The organism is Enterococcus italicus DSM 15952, assembly GCF_000185365.1.
GTDB lineage: Bacteria > Bacillota > Bacilli > Lactobacillales > Enterococcaceae > Enterococcus_G > Enterococcus_G italicus.
In genome coordinates this window covers 796,771-813,192 of sequence record NZ_GL622241.1, presented here as the reverse complement: position 1 = coordinate 813,192, position 16,422 = coordinate 796,771, and the positions used below count along the sequence as shown (strand labels likewise).

Annotated in this window: 16 protein-coding genes; 12 read left to right on the top strand and 4 right to left on the bottom strand. The window is 40.4% G+C overall.

The window, feature by feature from the left end; translation table 11 throughout:
- Nucleotides 1-59 precede the first annotated feature (59 nt).
- The 4 genes from jag to rpmH all read right to left on the bottom strand — a co-directional run bounded on the left by jag (nt 60) and on the right by rpmH (nt 2,226).
- Nucleotides 60-752, bottom strand: a complete 693-nt coding sequence (jag, locus tag HMPREF9088_RS03805; RefSeq protein ID WP_007207823.1) for an RNA-binding cell elongation regulator Jag/EloR — start codon at nt 750-752, stop codon at nt 60-62.
- A gap of 29 nt (nt 753-781) precedes the next feature.
- On the bottom strand, nt 782-1,615 hold the full coding sequence (locus tag HMPREF9088_RS03800; protein WP_040366353.1) for a YidC/Oxa1 family membrane protein insertase: 834 nt from the start codon (nt 1,613-1,615) through the stop codon (nt 782-784).
- Nucleotides 1,616-1,632: 17 nt separating this feature from the next.
- Complete coding sequence (rnpA, locus tag HMPREF9088_RS03795; protein ID WP_007207821.1) at nt 1,633-1,971, bottom strand: ribonuclease P protein component; 339 nt, start codon at nt 1,969-1,971, stop codon at nt 1,633-1,635.
- A 120-nt stretch (nt 1,972-2,091) separates the two neighbouring features.
- Nucleotides 2,092-2,226 carry a 50S ribosomal protein L34 gene (gene rpmH / locus HMPREF9088_RS03790; protein WP_007207820.1) on the bottom strand — a complete coding sequence of 45 codons (135 nt, stop codon included), beginning with the start codon at nt 2,224-2,226 and terminating at the stop codon, nt 2,092-2,094.
- A gap of 537 nt (nt 2,227-2,763) precedes the next feature.
- Here rpmH and dnaA point away from each other — a divergent pair.
- The 12 genes from dnaA to dnaB all read left to right on the top strand — a co-directional run bounded on the left by dnaA (nt 2,764) and on the right by dnaB (nt 16,341).
- A complete protein-coding gene (dnaA, locus tag HMPREF9088_RS03785; protein WP_007207818.1) occupies nt 2,764-4,104 on the top strand; it encodes a chromosomal replication initiator protein DnaA in 1,341 nt (446 codons plus the stop codon).
- 168 nt (nt 4,105-4,272) lie between these two features.
- Nucleotides 4,273-5,403 carry a DNA polymerase III subunit beta gene (dnaN, locus tag HMPREF9088_RS03780; protein WP_007207817.1) on the top strand — a complete coding sequence of 377 codons (1,131 nt, stop codon included), beginning with the start codon at nt 4,273-4,275 and terminating at the stop codon, nt 5,401-5,403.
- A gap of 218 nt (nt 5,404-5,621) precedes the next feature.
- Complete coding sequence (gene yaaA / locus HMPREF9088_RS03775; RefSeq protein ID WP_007207816.1) at nt 5,622-5,858, top strand: S4 domain-containing protein YaaA; 237 nt, start codon at nt 5,622-5,624, stop codon at nt 5,856-5,858.
- Nucleotides 5,845-6,966 (top strand): DNA replication/repair protein RecF, encoded by a 1,122-nt coding sequence (gene recF, locus HMPREF9088_RS03770; RefSeq protein WP_007207815.1) that lies wholly within the window; start codon nt 5,845-5,847, stop codon nt 6,964-6,966. The genes yaaA and recF overlap by 14 nt, the downstream gene beginning before the upstream one ends.
- Complete coding sequence (gyrB, locus tag HMPREF9088_RS03765) at nt 6,963-8,912, top strand: DNA topoisomerase (ATP-hydrolyzing) subunit B (RefSeq protein ID WP_007207814.1); 1,950 nt, start codon at nt 6,963-6,965, stop codon at nt 8,910-8,912. Before recF ends, gyrB begins: the two co-directional genes overlap by 4 nt.
- Before the next feature lie 23 nt (nt 8,913-8,935).
- Nucleotides 8,936-11,407 carry a DNA gyrase subunit A gene (gene gyrA / locus HMPREF9088_RS03760; RefSeq protein ID WP_007207813.1) on the top strand — a complete coding sequence of 824 codons (2,472 nt, stop codon included), beginning with the start codon at nt 8,936-8,938 and terminating at the stop codon, nt 11,405-11,407.
- 308 nt (nt 11,408-11,715) lie between these two features.
- Entirely contained in the window at nt 11,716-12,015 is a 300-nt protein-coding gene (rpsF, locus tag HMPREF9088_RS03755; RefSeq protein WP_007207812.1) for a 30S ribosomal protein S6, read from the top strand.
- A gap of 40 nt (nt 12,016-12,055) precedes the next feature.
- The gene (gene ssb, locus HMPREF9088_RS03750; protein ID WP_007207811.1) at nt 12,056-12,553 is read left to right on the top strand and encodes a single-stranded DNA-binding protein; all 498 of its coding nucleotides are present in this window, start codon (nt 12,056-12,058) and stop codon (nt 12,551-12,553) included.
- Nucleotides 12,554-12,579: 26 nt separating this feature from the next.
- Nucleotides 12,580-12,816 carry a 30S ribosomal protein S18 gene (gene rpsR, locus HMPREF9088_RS03745; protein ID WP_007207810.1) on the top strand — a complete coding sequence of 79 codons (237 nt, stop codon included), beginning with the start codon at nt 12,580-12,582 and terminating at the stop codon, nt 12,814-12,816.
- A 203-nt stretch (nt 12,817-13,019) separates the two neighbouring features.
- Nucleotides 13,020-14,477 carry a GGDEF domain-containing protein gene (locus HMPREF9088_RS03740; RefSeq protein WP_007207809.1) on the top strand — a complete coding sequence of 486 codons (1,458 nt, stop codon included), beginning with the start codon at nt 13,020-13,022 and terminating at the stop codon, nt 14,475-14,477.
- Nucleotides 14,478-14,482: 5 nt separating this feature from the next.
- On the top strand, nt 14,483-14,938 hold the full coding sequence (gene rplI / locus HMPREF9088_RS03735) for a 50S ribosomal protein L9 (RefSeq protein WP_007207808.1): 456 nt from the start codon (nt 14,483-14,485) through the stop codon (nt 14,936-14,938).
- Nucleotides 14,939-14,970: 32 nt separating this feature from the next.
- Nucleotides 14,971-16,341, top strand: a complete 1,371-nt coding sequence (dnaB, locus tag HMPREF9088_RS03730; protein ID WP_007207807.1) for a replicative DNA helicase — start codon at nt 14,971-14,973, stop codon at nt 16,339-16,341.
- The last annotated feature ends 81 nt before the right edge of the window (nt 16,342-16,422 follow it).

Genomic DNA, 16,422 nt, shown 5'->3' with positions numbered 1-16,422 from the left:
AAAACAACTTTCGGATGTTCTGGTTTTTTGCTTGTAGCTGAGCAATTCTGTCTTGCCTCTTATTTTTTGACTGGTTCTACCACAAGGTAACGGTACGGTTCATCGCCTTCTGAATGGGTTTGTATCAATTTATTTTTGCTTAAGGCCGCATGAATTTGCTTACGTTCAAAGGCAGGCATTGGTTCAAGAAAGACTGGTTGGCCTGTTTTTTTGACTTTATCGGCCGTTTTTTGTGCCAATCGTTCCAAAATCAATTGTCGCTTTTCACGGTAGTCACCGACATTTAAAACAACCGACAGCCGATTTTTTTCCAGTCGATGAACAAAGACTTGTGCCAAATATTGTAAAGCATTCAATATCTTCCCGTGCTTGCCGATCAACATGCCTTGTTTTTCCGTCTCTAAGTGGACAACCACTTGATCTTGCTCGCGGGTATACGTTACCGTTGCGGGTGCGTTTAGTGCATTAGTAATCGCAGTGAGATATAAGGCTAGCTGTGTCAATGTCTCTTCATCTGATGCAGCTTTTGGTTTTTCTTCTGGTTCTTTAATGGAAACTGGTGTTGGCTCTATTGTAGCAACTGGCTCCACGCGCGGCTCTATTTGGACTCGAGCAACTTTTTTCCCTAATCCTAAAAAACCTTTTTTGCCTTCTGCTACTGTCGTTGTCGTCACTTGCTCAGCTGTCAAAGCCAAATCGGATAACCCCTGGCGAATGGCATCTTCAACCGTTGCTCCTTCATAAATTGGCATAGTCAAAACTCCTTTCTACCTCAATGCTCTTATTTTTTTCGTTTTTTCTTACTGTTTAATGCTTGGTTTTTCGCTTTTTTCAAAGCTCGTTCTTTTTCTTTGGCTAATAAAGCTGCCTCTTCACGCTCTTTACGGATCACAAATGGATTATTGATTAGTAGTGTTTGAATCACTTGGAAGCCGTTAGAGATAACCCAGTACAGTGACAATCCACTCGCTAAGTTAACCCCCATAAATAAAATCATCAATGGCATAACAAAAGTCATAATCTTCATGCTCGCATTTGATTCCACTTGGCTCATGCTTGATAAATATGTACTAGCAAACGTAAACAGCGCCGCCAAGATTGGCAAAATGTAATAGGGATCTTTTAGACCTAGTTGTAACCATAAAAAATGGCCTTCTGTTAATGCTGGTACGCGTGAAATAGCTTGCCACAATGCCATTAAAATTGGCATTTGCACAAGTAATGGCAGGCAGCCGATATAAGGATTTACATTATTTTCTGCGTACAGTTTTTGTGTTTCTTCTCGCAATTTTTGTTGCGTTTGCGTATCTCTTGAAGAATACTGTGCTTGCAATTTTTTTAATTGTGGTTGCAAGTCTTGCGTTTTGCGCATGCTCTTTGTTTGAAAATGCATCAATGGGAGCAAAATCACGCGAATGATGATTGTAAATAAAATAATCCCAATCCCTGCATTACCAAATGACAGTCCTTTGATCGCCTCCGCAAAATAATACACAATGTAACGATCCCAGATTCCAGTACTCTGAGCCGTTACTTGACTCGTTCCGCATGCGGATAAAAGCAATGCTAAAACCGCAAAGCTTCCGGTCATAAGTAGACGCTTCCTTTTTTTCACGAAACACATTCCTCTCTTTAGTTAGTAATTCCCGCAAGTGCGAAGACATGTTTTAAGTTCGAGTACACTTCTTGAGAAGAAAGGTCTGAGACACCTGGACGAGCAATCACGATAAAGTCTTGTTGGGCGACAATCTCTGCTTGCATTGCTTGAATACTAGCCCGAATTTTGCGTTTGACCGCATTGCGATGGACGGCATTGCCTACTTTTTTGCCTACCGATATTCCTACACGAAAATGTTTTTGCTCCGGTTTTGCCAATACGTACACAATAAACTTACGATTCGCATATGAATTTTTGGTTTGGTACACTCGTTGAAAATCGAGTTCTTTTTTGACGCGATATGCCTTTCTCATCCTGTGTTTATTCATTCCTTTTCTTATATACTCACTTGCCAATCATACCATATTACTGGCTGACTCTTCACCTGTTTATCCTAAAAAAAGGCATAAAAAAAACCACTGAGGCTCAGTGGCTTATGCAGAAATAACCTTTCTGCCTTTACGACGACGACTAGCTAAGACGCGACGTCCGTTTTTTGTGCTCATGCGTTTACGGAAACCATGAACTTTTTGATGTTTTCTTTTATTTGGTTGATACGTTCTTTTCATTCAATTCACCTCCAAAAAAATTTCCCGTTATCTCTATGTACAGACATACCTTGATATTATAACGACTTTCCGTCAATTTTGTCAATAAAAAAATGAACAACAACTCGTTCAAATAAGACATTTTTATCCACAATACGAAAAAATCGTGTCAATTGCCTTGTGGACGATTGTCTTTCACCTAACATACTTGCGAAGACTTTTTGGGGTACTTTTACACAAATTCACTGGCTTGTAAAAGATATCCACACGCTAGTTTTTTCCTGTGGATAGAATTGGGTAAACTCTTGTATAACCATCTTTCTTTTCCACGAACATCTGTGCATAACTCAAAAAAATAATTCATTATCCACAGACTGTTTCATACTTGTGGAAAACTTATTTCACACCTGTTTACTTTTTTCTTTTTATTTTTTCACAGTGTGGAAAAATTTGTGTTTTTTTTATTTTCTTATCTTATTCTGTGGAAAACTTTTCCTATCCATGCTACATTAATACTATCTATGCTTTAGAAATTTTTTAGAATTGGGAGGAACGACTATGCCATCTCTTGATACCATTTGGAAAGAGCTACAAGAACGTTACAAAAAAGAGATGAATTTTGTCAGTTACAACACTTGGGTCGACACCGCCAAGCCTCTTTCTTTTCAAGATAACCAACTAATTATCGAAGTTCCTAGCGAATTACATAAAAATTACTGGGAAAAAAATTTAGCCGGTCAAATTTTAGAAACGGGCTATCTATTAAATGGTGAAGAATTATTTCCGACATTCATGACACCAGAAGAAGCCGACGTTTATCAAAAAAAGAAAGAACCTCAAGCTGTTCAGCCTGAACAAGCCGAAGAAGTGCCATCAAAAGCCATGCTGAATCCAAAATACACATTTGATACGTTTGTCATTGGGAAAGGGAACCAAATGGCACATGCTGCTGCACTCGTAGTAGCCGAAGATCCAGGATCTATTTACAATCCACTATTTTTCTATGGTGGCGTCGGTCTAGGGAAAACCCATTTGATGCACGCGATTGGGCATCAAATGCTCCAAAAACGCCCCAATGCACGGATTAAATATGTCAGTAGCGAAAATTTTACCAATGATTTCATTAATTCTATTAAACGGAAGGAAATGGAAGAATTTCGTAATGAATACCGCACCGTCGACTTATTACTAGTCGATGATATTCAATTTTTGGTGAACAAAGAGGGCACGCAAGAAGAATTTTTCAATACTTTTGAAGAACTTTACCTAAACAACAAACAAATCGTTTTGACCAGTGATCGACTACCCAATGAAATTCCGACCTTGCCTGAACGGCTGGTCTCTCGTTTTGCTTGGGGCTTGTCTGTCGATATTACACCACCAGATTTAGAAACACGGACGGCCATTTTACGAAAAAAAGCAGAAGCCGAAAATTTGGAAATTCCTGATGACACGCTTAGCTACATTGCTGGTCAAATTGATTCCAATATCCGTGAATTAGAAGGGGCACTTGTCCGTGTACAGGCCTTTGCTGCCATGAGAAACGTCGATATAACAACTAGTCTTGCAGCAGAAGCTTTAAAAGCCTTAAAGTCGACCCATCATTTAAACCAAGTATCTATTTTGCACATCCAAGAAGAGGTCGCAAAGTACTACCATATTCCTCTCAAAGACTTAAAAGGAAAAAAACGGGTAAAAAGTATTGTTGTTCCAAGACAGATTGCCATGTTTCTTTCACGCGAGTTGACAGACAATTCTTTGCCTAAAATTGGGGCAGAATTTGGTGGGAAAGACCACACGACTGTTATTCACGCGCATGAAAAGATTCAGCATTTACTCCAAAGTGATGCAATTCTTCAAAATGAAGTTGCTGAGATCAAACAAATCATACTTGGCTAATTCGCTGTGGATAGTTATCCCAAAAAAAACTAGGAAGTTTTCCACAAGTTATACACAAGTGGAAAACTTGACAATATTGACTTTTATCCTAATTATCCACAGAATAAACAAGCCTATTACTACGACTATTTTTTATTTACCATTAATTAAAAGGAGTTGTCCAACACTATGAAAGTAACCTTGCATCGAGGAACATTTATTCAAGAATTACAAACCGTACAACGTGCGATTTCTAGTAAAACTACCATTCCCATCTTAACGGGTGTCAAAATTCAATTGAGTCATCAAGGCTTAACTTTAACTGGGAGCAATGCAGATATTTCCATTGAAACTTTTTTAAGTGCCACCAATGAAAAAGCGAACATGCAAATTGAGCAAACAGGAGCAATCGTCTTACAAGCACGCTTTTTTGGCGAAATTGTCCGCCGTTTACCAGAAGAAACCTTTACACTTGAAGTAATTGAAAACAATCAAGTACTTATTACTTCTGGCAAAGCTAGCTTTACCGTCAATGGTCTAGATGCTGATAACTATCCACATTTACCAGTCGTCGAAACCAACCAGCAGCTAACCATTCCTGTCGAAGTTTTGAATCAGCTAATTAGCGAAACTGTCTTTGCCGTATCGCAACATGAAAGCCGCCCTATCTTGACTGGTGTCCACATGACCTTGAAAAATAATCAACTCGTAGCAGTGGCGACAGACTCTCACCGTTTGAGTCAACGAACCATCCCACTAGAAAGCCAATCTGATCAAATAGACATCGTCATTCCAGGGAAAAGTCTGACGGAATTGTCACGATCATTAGCTGAAACAGATGAACAAATCGACATTAGCATTATGGAAAACCAAGTGTTGTTTGAAACAGAGACAATGAAATTTTATTCACGTCTACTAGAAGGGACCTATCCTGATACCAATCGCTTGATTCCGACAAGTTTTAATACCGAAATTGAATTTTCAGTACCAGCTTTATTAGCGGCTATCGAGCGTGCGTCTTTGTTATCTCATGAAGGCCGAAACAACATTGTCAAATTATCAATTACAGATCAAGATGTTATTTTGTATGGGAATTCACCTGAAGTCGGAAAAGTCGAAGAGTCGTTGAGTTACGACAAAGTAAGTGGCGATCCATTAGACATTTCGTTTAATCCGGACTACATGAAAGCCGCCTTACGCGCATTTGGCGATACGACCATTGCAATTAAGTTTATCTCAGCGATTCGTCCCTTCACGCTTGAACCAACTGAAGGACAAGCATCGTTCATTCAATTAATTACCCCGGTTCGGACAAACTAATTTTCAAAAAATTGAAATTCTAAGTGAAAATGAACAAAACAAGTGAAAAAACAAAAACAGGGCCTAAATGAACGTTTAAGCCCTGTTTTTTGTTTTTATTAAAATCTATCAAAAATGTCTATCGAAGCGTATAACGAAAAATATCCATCAAAATTTGTTTTCTCGCTATTTTAAGGGTATAATAAGAACATATGTCTAACGAAGAATAGAGGAAAAAAATGAAAGAGAAAATCTTTTTGACATCAGAGTACATGACTTTGGGACAAATGCTAAAAGAGGCCTCCATTATTAGTAGTGGTGGGCAAGCAAAATGGTTTTTGGCAGAAAATAGTGTATTCGTCGATGGTGAACTAGAAAATCGTCGTGGCCGTAAGTTATACAGTGGTATGATGATCGAGATTCCTTCTTATGGGACGTATTTCATAGCAAAGCAGGCGAGCGATGCGGCTGAATAGTTTAACGTTGCGACATTTTCGTAATTACGACGAGTTGCAGTTACCATTTGCGAAAGATTTGATTATTTTTTTGGGCGAAAATGCGCAAGGAAAGACCAATCTACTTGAAAGTATTTATGTTTTGGCGATGACACGCAGTCATCGGACAACCAACGAGCAAGAATTAATTGAATGGGATTGCGCGGAGGCTTATTTAGCAGGTGTTGTGGAAAAAAAGCAACAAACCATTCCACTTGAATTAGGCTTAAGTAAAAAAGGTCGCAAAACCAAAGTGAATCATATCGAACAAAAAAAATTAAGCAGCTATATCGGTCAATTGAATGTTATTTTATTTGCGCCAGAAGACTTGTCTTTAGTAAAAGGCACGCCGCAATTAAGACGAAAATTTCTTGATATGGAGATTGGTCAGATTGATTCTGTATATTTATACAATTTGGTCCAGTATCAACAAGTATTGAAGCAGCGTAACCAGTATTTAAAACAATTAGCTGAAAAAAAACAAACAGATCCGCTTTATTTAGATATTTTGACGGAGCAATTGGTAACGTTTGGTAGCAAAATTTTGTGGACACGCATCAATTTCGTTAAGAAGTTGGAATATTGGGCCAATCAATTGCATCAGCTCATTAGCCAAGAAAAAGAAACGTTGACGTTGCACTATGATGCGACAGTGGCATTTGAAGAGGCGAATTTGGCTGACATCGAAGCGGCATACAGCCAAGCATTTGCCGCGATTCGTGCCAAAGAATTGTTTCGCCAAATGACGCTCATCGGCCCTCATCGAGATGAATTGGTTTTTTTCATCAATGGCAAAAATGTCCAGACGTATGGCTCTCAAGGGCAACAACGAACGACTGCTTTGAGTGTGAAATTAGCAGAAATTGATCTGATGAAAGCTGAAACAGGCGAATACCCGATTTTATTATTGGATGATGTCATGAGTGAGCTAGATGATTCAAGGCAAGTGCATTTGCTAGAGGCAATTGAAGGCAAAGTACAAACCTTTTTAACGACAACAACGATTGAACATGTACGCGATAAAATGACCGTGCAGCCAGCGATTTATTATGTGAATCAAGGAAAATTAGAAGGAGAGAAGACGGAATGACTGAAGAGGAAAAAAGCTTAGTCGAGCGCGCCAAAGAATATGATGCCAGTCAAATTCAGGTGTTAGAAGGATTAGAGGCCGTTCGAAAACGTCCGGGAATGTATATCGGATCGACTAGTTCAGAAGGTCTACATCACTTAGTTTGGGAAATCGTTGACAATTCTATCGATGAAGCGTTAGCAGGATTTGCCACAAAAATCGAAGTGGTTGTTGAAAAAGACAATAGTATTACCGTTACAGATGATGGTCGTGGAATTCCAGTCGATATTCAAGCGAAAACTGGTCGTCCAGCTGTCGAAACGGTCTTTACCGTACTGCATGCTGGGGGAAAATTCGGCGGTGGCGGATATAAAGTATCTGGTGGGCTACATGGTGTGGGTTCATCAGTTGTCAATGCCTTATCGACGACATTGGATGTCAAAGTATTCAAAGAAGGCAAAGTCTATTTCCAAGAGTACCATCGTGGTGCTGTCGTATCTGATCTGACGATTATTGGCGAGACTGACCGTCACGGGACAGAAGTTCACTTTGTACCAGATCCTGAAATTTTCCGCGAAACGACGACTTTTGAATTTGAAAAATTAGCAACACGGGTTCGTGAATTGGCCTTTTTAAATCGTGGACTACATATTTCGATTGAAGACAAGCGCAAAGAGGAAGCCGAAGTTCGAGCGTTCCACTTTGAAGGCGGGATTAAAAGTTATGTCGAGCATTTGAATGCAACGAAAACAGTTCTTTTCCCAGAGCCAATTTATCTAGAAGGTAACCAACAAGATATTAGTGTTGAAGTATCCATGCAATACACAGATGGCTACCACACGAATTTATTGAGCTTTGCCAATAATATCCATACATACGAAGGTGGAACGCATGAATCAGGCTTTAAAACAGCGTTAACGCGTGTCATCAATGATTATGCCCGGAAGCAAAAACTTATGAGAGAATCCGATGAAAATCTTTCAGGGGAAGATGTGCGTGAAGGATTGACGGCCGTCATTTCTATTAAGCATCCAGATCCACAGTTTGAAGGACAAACCAAAACCAAATTAGGTAATTCAGAAGTGCGTACCGTAACAGACCGCTTATTTTCAGAGCACTTTGCGAAATTTTTGATGGAAAATCCGACTGTTGGTCGCCAAATTGTTGAAAAAGGTCTATTGGCCTCAAAAGCTCGCTTGGCTGCCAAACGGGCGCGAGAAGTGACACGCCGCAAAGGGGCATTAGAAATTAGTAGTTTACCTGGTAAACTAGCCGATTGTTCGAGTCGTGAGGCGGATAAGTGTGAGTTGTTTATCGTCGAAGGAGATTCAGCCGGTGGATCAGCTAAACAAGGACGTGACCGTGAATTTCAAGCCATTTTGCCTATTCGTGGGAAAATTTTGAACGTCGAAAAAGCAAGCATGGACAAAATTTTAGCCAACGAAGAAATTCGTTCACTATTTACAGCAATGGGAACGGGATTTGGGGCGGATTTTGATGTATCAAAAGCACGCTACCATAAATTAGTTATTATGACCGATGCGGATGTGGATGGAGCGCATATTCGGACGTTACTCCTAACGCTATTTTATCGATACATGCGCCCAATCGTAGAGGCTGGCTATGTTTATATTGCCCAACCACCATTGTATGGGGTCAAACAAGGAAAAAATATCACCTATGTGCAACCAGGTAAGCAAGCAGAAGATGAGCTAAAACAAATTGTCTCTTCCCTACCAGCTTCACCAAAACCCAACGTACAGCGCTACAAAGGTCTTGGAGAAATGGATGACCATCAACTTTGGGAGACCACGATGGACCCTGAAAATCGCATGATGTTACAAGTAAGTGTCGATGATGCCATTGAAGCCGATCAAGTATTTGAGATGTTAATGGGAGACCGTGTAGAGCCACGCCGAGCATTTATCGAAGAGAATGCACATTACGTGAAGAATTTAGATATCTAACAGTCATAAAGGAGGAAATGTAGTTGAGTGAAGAAGCGAAACAAAATATTCACAGTGTCAATTTGACCAGTGAAATGAAAGAGTCCTTTATTGATTATGCTATGAGTGTCATTGTTGCTAGGGCCCTTCCAGATGTCAGAGATGGTCTAAAACCTGTTCACCGTCGTATCTTATACGGAATGAATGAATTAGGCGTGACACCAGATAAACCTCATAAAAAATCGGCCAGAATTGTCGGCGATGTAATGGGGAAATACCATCCTCACGGTGATAGTGCCATTTATGAGTCGATGGTTCGGATGGCACAGCCGTTTAGCTATCGTTATATGCTTGTCGACGGTCATGGAAACTTTGGTTCTGTCGATGGTGATGGAGCGGCAGCGATGCGGTATACCGAAGCTCGTATGAGTAAATTAGCAGTCGAAATGCTGCGCGACATCAACAAAGACACCGTTGATTTTCAAAGCAACTACGATGATACTGAGCGCGAACCAGCCGTCTTGCCAGCCCGTTTCCCTAACTTATTGGTTAATGGAACAACTGGGATTGCAGTTGGGATGGCGACCAATATTCCACCTCATAATCTAAATGAAGTAATCGCCGCTATCGATTTATTAATGGATAATCCAGACGTCACAACAAGTGAACTGATGGAGGTCTTACCTGGACCAGACTTCCCAACTGGTGGGATTGTGATGGGGAAATCAGGTATCCGTCGGGCGTATGAGACCGGAAAAGGCTCCATCATCGTTCGTGGACGTGTTGAAATCGATGAGATGAGCAATGGCAAAGAACGCATTTTAATCACCGAATTACCATACATGGTGAACAAAGCAAAGTTAATCGAACGCATCTCTGAATTACACCGTGACAAGCGGATTGAAGGAATTACTGCTTTGCGCGATGAATCCAGTCGCAAAGGCATGCGTATCGTGATTGAAGTCCGTCGCGATGTGAGTGCATCCGTTATTTTGAACAATATTTACAAGATGACCGCCTTGCAATCGTCCTTTGGCTTTAACATGCTAGCTATTGAAAAAGGCGTTCCGAAAATTTTAAGCCTAAAACGCATTTTAGAAAATTATATCGAGCATCAAAAAGAAGTGATTACCCGTCGTACGATTTTCGATAAGAAAAAAGCAGAAGCACGTGCGCATATTTTAGAAGGTCTGCGGATTGCATTAGACCATATCGATGAAATCATTGCCATTATCCGAGGATCAAAAAGTGATGACTTGGCAAAAGCAACGTTAATCGAACGCTTTGACTTTTCTGATCGTCAAGCGCAAGCCATTTTAGACATGCGTCTTCGTCGTTTGACAGGATTGGAACGCGAAAAAATCGAAAATGAATACCAAGAGTTGTTGGCATTCATTGCTGATTTAACAGATATTCTGGCTCGTCCAGAACGTGTTGTACAAATCATTAAAGAGGAATTACTCGATTTAGGAAAACGATTTGGCGATGCTCGTCGCACCGAATTACTCGTAGGTGAAGTCTTGTCATTAGAAGATGAAGACTTGATTGAAGAAGAAGAAATCGTCATTACACTCACCAACAATGGTTACATCAAGCGCGTCGCAAACACAGAGTTTCGTGCGCAAAGACGGGGTGGACGCGGTGTCCAAGGAATGGGCGTACACGATGAAGATTTTGTCAAAACGCTAGTATCCTGTTCCACACACGATACGCTCTTGTTCTTTACGAATGCCGGCAAAGTCTACAAAGCAAAAGGATATGAAATTCCAGAATATGGCCGGACAGCAAAAGGAATTCCTGTCATTAATTTATTAGGAATTGATTCATCTGAGCGTATACAGGCGATTATTGCGGTGAAAAATCATGAAGCAGCCGAACAGTACCTCTTCTTTACGACCAAACTGGGTGTGGTTAAGCGGACTGATGTGCAAGCATTCTCGAATATTCGCAGCAATGGCTTGATCGCTATTGGCTTAAAAGAGCAAGACGAATTGGTTAATGTGCTACAAACAAAGGGAAGCGACACAATCATTATTGGTACTCATGGTGGGTATTCCGTTACCTTTGCTGAAAGTGTCGTTCGTGATATGGGACGTGCTGCAGCAGGTGTTAGAGGGATCCGATTACGCGAAGGGGACTATGTCGTTGGGACGGCCATATTGACGCCTGAGAGCGAAGTATTGGTCATCACCGAAAATGGGTACGGAAAACGGACAGCTAGCTCAGAATACCCTGTGAAAGGCCGTGGTGGGAAAGGAATCAAGACCGCCAATATTACGCCTAAAAATGGACCACTCGCTGGTTTAACGACGGTTTCTGGTGAAGAAGATATTTTAGTCATCACCGATAAAGGGGTGATTATCCGCTTCAATGTAGCCACAGTCTCACAAACCGGACGTGCCACACTGGGCGTTCGCTTGATGAAAATGGAAAACGAGGCGAAAGTTGTTACCATGGCGACTGTCGAACCAGAAGAAATCGAAGCAGAAGAATCCACCAATCAACCAACTGAGTAAATAAAAGCTGCAAGCAAAAAGACCATAAAATTCAGAAGTCGTTTTTAAACTTTTGGATTTTATGGCTTTTTGTTGTCACGCATGCTATTTCATCGGTTTCTTGGAATTTAGCAGGATAAAATTATTTTTGTCTTAGCCTCGTTCTTCATACGTAACTATATAGTGAGAAGAGAAGAAACCGAGCGAAAAGAAATTTCTTGCGTTTTCACAGCAAATTCTGTATAATTTGTGTTTGTGAGTAGTCTAAAGACAACTCTCTCTGCTCTTAGAGAATTAAGAGCCAAAGTCCATAGGGAGGTGAAAAATCAATGAACAATACGAACTATGAAATTTTATACATTATTCGTCCAAACATTGATGAAGAAGCAAAATCAGCTTTAATCGAACGTTTCGATTCAATCTTGAAAGATAACGGAGCAGAAGTTATCGAATCAAAGGATTGGGAAAAACGCCGTCTAGCGTACGAAATGAACGGATTCCGTGAAGGTATCTACCACATCGTTAAAGTTTCTTCTCCATCATCAGCAAGCGCTGTTAGCGAATTTGATCGTCTTGCTAAAATCAATGACGATATCGTTCGCCACATGATTGTGAAAGAAGAAAAATAATTGTTTCACGTGAAACAAAACGATGAGGAGATGATGAATCTTGATTAACAACGTTGTATTAGTTGGAAGATTAACAAGAGACCCAGAATTACGTTATACTGCAAATGGTGCCGCTGTAGCAACTTTTTCTTTAGCTGTCAATCGTAATTTTACGAATCAAAGCGGTGAAAGAGAAGCAGATTTCATCAACTGTGTGATTTGGCGCAAACCAGCAGAAACGTTAGCGAACTATGCTCGCAAAGGTACGCTTCTAGGGGTGACTGGTAGAATTCAGACTAGAAACTACGAAAATCAACAAGGTCAAAAAGTATATGTGACAGAAGTTGTGGCAGAAAACTTTCAATTGTTAGAATCTCGTAATGCTTCAGAGCGTCGCGGGACAGACACTGGCTTTAGTGGGAATCAATCGACAACATTTAACAATAATCAAACTCAAACATCTCAACCATCAAACGGAATGCCTAATTTTGATCGCGATACTTCTGATCCATTCGGAAGTTCATCAATTGACATTTCAGACGATGACTTACCATTCTAGAAAATTTTTGATAGGAGGGAAATAGGATGGCACAACAAAGAAGAGGCGGACGTAAACGTCGTAAAGTAGATTATTTAGCAGCAAATCACATTGAACATGTTGATTACAAAGATATCGAATTATTAAAAAGATTCATTTCTGAACGTGGCAAAATTTTACCACGTCGTGTAACAGGTACTGGCGCTAAAAACCAACGTAAACTAACGATTGCAATCAAACGCGCACGTATCATGGGTCTATTACCATTTGCTACTGAAGAATAATCAGCCCGAAAGAATCTCACTTTGTGAGGTTCTTTTTTTCATGCACTCATGCGGGATGGATGTTTCATGTGAAACATAGTACCAGCTAGGAGTGTATTCAACTTTATGGTAGAATAGAGTATGAGTTTCGCAAACTAAGCGAACAAGTAGTCAATGGCTATTAGAATTAGGGGACTAATTGGTAAAATATGAGGAGTAGAATTATGACAGCGATAGGGATTATCTCATTAGATAATTATGATGACATCATTGATCGAATGGATGATAAATATGTTTCAGCGTTGAATACATTAATCACGACGATGATATCAGATTGGGCAAACGATAACCATATTTTTTATAAGCGCATCAACTCTGAACGATACTTTTTTGTTGCAAAAGAAGCTGATGTTGACCGGATGAAAGAGCATCAGTTTGTGCTCTTGAAGCAAGTCAAAGAAGCTGAGATCAATAGTGAGTTCGTGTTGACATTGAGCATGGGCATTGCATATGGCGATGCTGAGATCGAGAAGATCGGCGAGATTGCGCAAAATAATCTTGACTTGGCACAGGCTCGTGGTGGTGATCAAGTGGTCGTCAAAGACACTGATCCAAATGCTAAGCCCCAATTTTTCGGGGGTAATACGGATGGGACCATACGACGTACAAGAACACGTTCTCGAGCTATGAGTTTGGCGCTAAAGAAGATCTTCTTAGAAAATCAAAAAGTATTTATTATGGGCCATCGTTTCCCTGATATGGATGCTGTGGGGGCAGCTTTTGGGATTGCTGGCTTAGCTAAATTGGCCAATCGAGAAGCGTATGTCTTGCTCAATCGGGAAGAAGTCAATCCTGATATGACGCGCTGTTTGAGCGAATTGGATAAATATACAGAATTATCTGAGATGGTCATAACTGAAAAAGAAGCGCTGCAAAAAATTGATCATCGTAGTGTCTTGGTGATGGTAGATTACCATAAGCCATCACTGTCAATCTCGCAAACGGTCTATGATGCCTTTGAAAAAATTATTATCATCGATCACCATCGACGGGGAGATGAATTTCCCAATAAGCCACTCTTAACGTATATTGAAACGTCAGCTTCCTCAGCGTCCGAATTAGTATCGGAATTTATTCAATTTCAAACCAATCGTAAAATACGATTGCCTAAATTTGTACCGACGTTATTGTTGGCTGGAATCTACGTGGATACGAAGAGCTTTGCTGTCCGTACGACGGGGAAAACATTTGATATGGCTAGTTTCTTAAAAACACAGGGGGCTGATATTGCATTAGTCCAGTACCTTTTGAGTTCTGATTTGGATTCGTATTTATCGATTAGTCGCCTTGTCGCCCGAAGTGATTATTACCGAAAAGATATCGTAGTATCCGTAGCAGATGAACGAGAAGTATACGACGGTGTGACAGTCGCCAAAACAGCCGATACCCTACTGTCATTAAATGGCATTCATGCGTCATTTGTGATTACCAAACAAGCAGGTGATGTGATTGGCATTAGTGCTAGGAGCTCGGGGACCATCAATGTCCAGACCATCATGGAGGCACTAGGCGGAGGGGGCCATTTCACCAATGCTGCTACTCAAATCAAAGGGAAAACCTTAGATGAAGTCCAGCAAGAGCTATTTCAAGAATTAGATAAACTAGAACGTACCAAGGAGTGACCAAGATGAAAGTAATTTTTTTAGCAGATGTAAAAGGCAAAGGAAAAAAAGGTGATGTTAAGGAAGTACCCACAGGATATGCCCAAAACTACCTTCTTAAAAATAATTTGGCAAAAGAAGCAACAAAAGAAAGTATTTCTGCGTTAGCTGGGAAGCAAAAAGCCCAAGCGAAACACGAAGAAGAAATTCTAGCTGAAGCAAAAGAATTAAAAAAAGTCTTAGAAGATGAAAAAACAGTCGTAACACTAAAGGCCAAAGCAGGCCAAGATGGACGTCTATTTGGATCGATTCCATCAAAACAAATTACCGATGCACTTGAAAAACAATACAGCATCAAAGTCGATAAGCGAAAAGTTGATTTGAAACAACCAATTAGAAGCTTGGGCTATACAGATATCCCAGTGAAGTTGCATCCTGAATTGACTGCTTCTATCCGGGTTCATATTGAAGAAGGTAAATAGTCTAGAGTAAAAGAAGCATAGGAGCGTAACGGATGAATGAAGTTTGGCAAGATCGCATTCCGCCACAAGATATTGAGGCAGAACAAGCTGTTTTAGGTGCGATTTTTTTAGATAATGACACCATCATTGATGCCATGGAGATTCTTGAACCAAGAGCCTTTTATCGCCGTGCGCATCAAATTATTTTTCAAGCAATGATCCAATTAAACGATCGTAACGAAGCGATTGATGTCATTACGTTGAAAGCAGAACTAGAAAGTATACAGTCATTGGAAGATATCGGTGGCATCTTGTACTTAACAGAGCTAAGTCAAGCGTCACCTTCAGCAGCAAGTATTAGTTATTATGCGAAGATTGTCGATGACAAAGCTGTGTTGCGTAATTTGATTCACACAGCCAATCAAATCGTAACCAAGGGATTTGAACAAGGCGAGGATGTTCAATCAATCGTCGATGATGCAGAACGTAGTATTTTGGAAGTAACGGAAAAACGCAACAGTTCAGGCTTTAAGTCGATTGCCGATGTCTTAAATACAGCAATTGAAAATATTGATCAGCTGGCACAACAAGGTGAAGCAATCACAGGGTTACCGACAGGGTATCAAGCGTTGGATAAAATGACAGCTGGCTTGCATCAAGAAGAGCTGATTATCATAGCGGCCAGACCTGCTGTTGGGAAGACAGCTTTCGCCCTAAACATTGCGCAAAATATTGGGACTAAGACCGACCAATCAGTGGCAATCTTTAGTCTTGAAATGGGGGCAGAGTCGCTGGTCAATCGGATGCTCTGTGCAGAAGGTTCGATTCAAGCAGGGAATCTGCGGACAGGTCAATTGACTGATGAAGAATGGCGCTCGCTGATCGTCGCTATGGGAAGCTTATCGCGTGCCAATATTTACATTGATGATACGCCAGGGATTAAAATTTCTGAGATTCGTGCCCGTTGTCGTAAATTGGCACAAGAAAAAGGCAATTTAGGACTCATTCTAATTGATTATTTGCAACTAATTGAAGGGACTGGTCGTGAAAGCCGTCAACAAGAAGTATCGGAAATTTCAAGACAGCTAAAGAAATTAGCGAAAGAACTAAAAGTCCCAGTGATTGCTTTATCGCAGCTTTCTCGGGGAGTTGAGCAAAGGCAAGACAAGCGACCTGTTTTAAGTGACATCCGTGAATCAGGGTCAATTGAACAAGATGCGGATATTGTGGCTTTCTTATATCGTGAGGATTACTATGAACGCGAAGGCGATCAAGATGAAGATCACGAAGAAAAAGAAGTGAACAACAAAGTAGAAGTAATCATTGAAAAAAATAGAAGTGGCGCACGAGGTACCGTTGAGCTACTTTTTATAAAAGAGTACAACAAATTCTCCTCACTATCATTAAGGGAAGAGTTTGCGTAAGTGTTTATCCATAGGGGAGTGTGAGAGTTTTTCACGCTCCCTTCTTTTTTACATAAATTTTAGCTGATAAGAGAACAATTA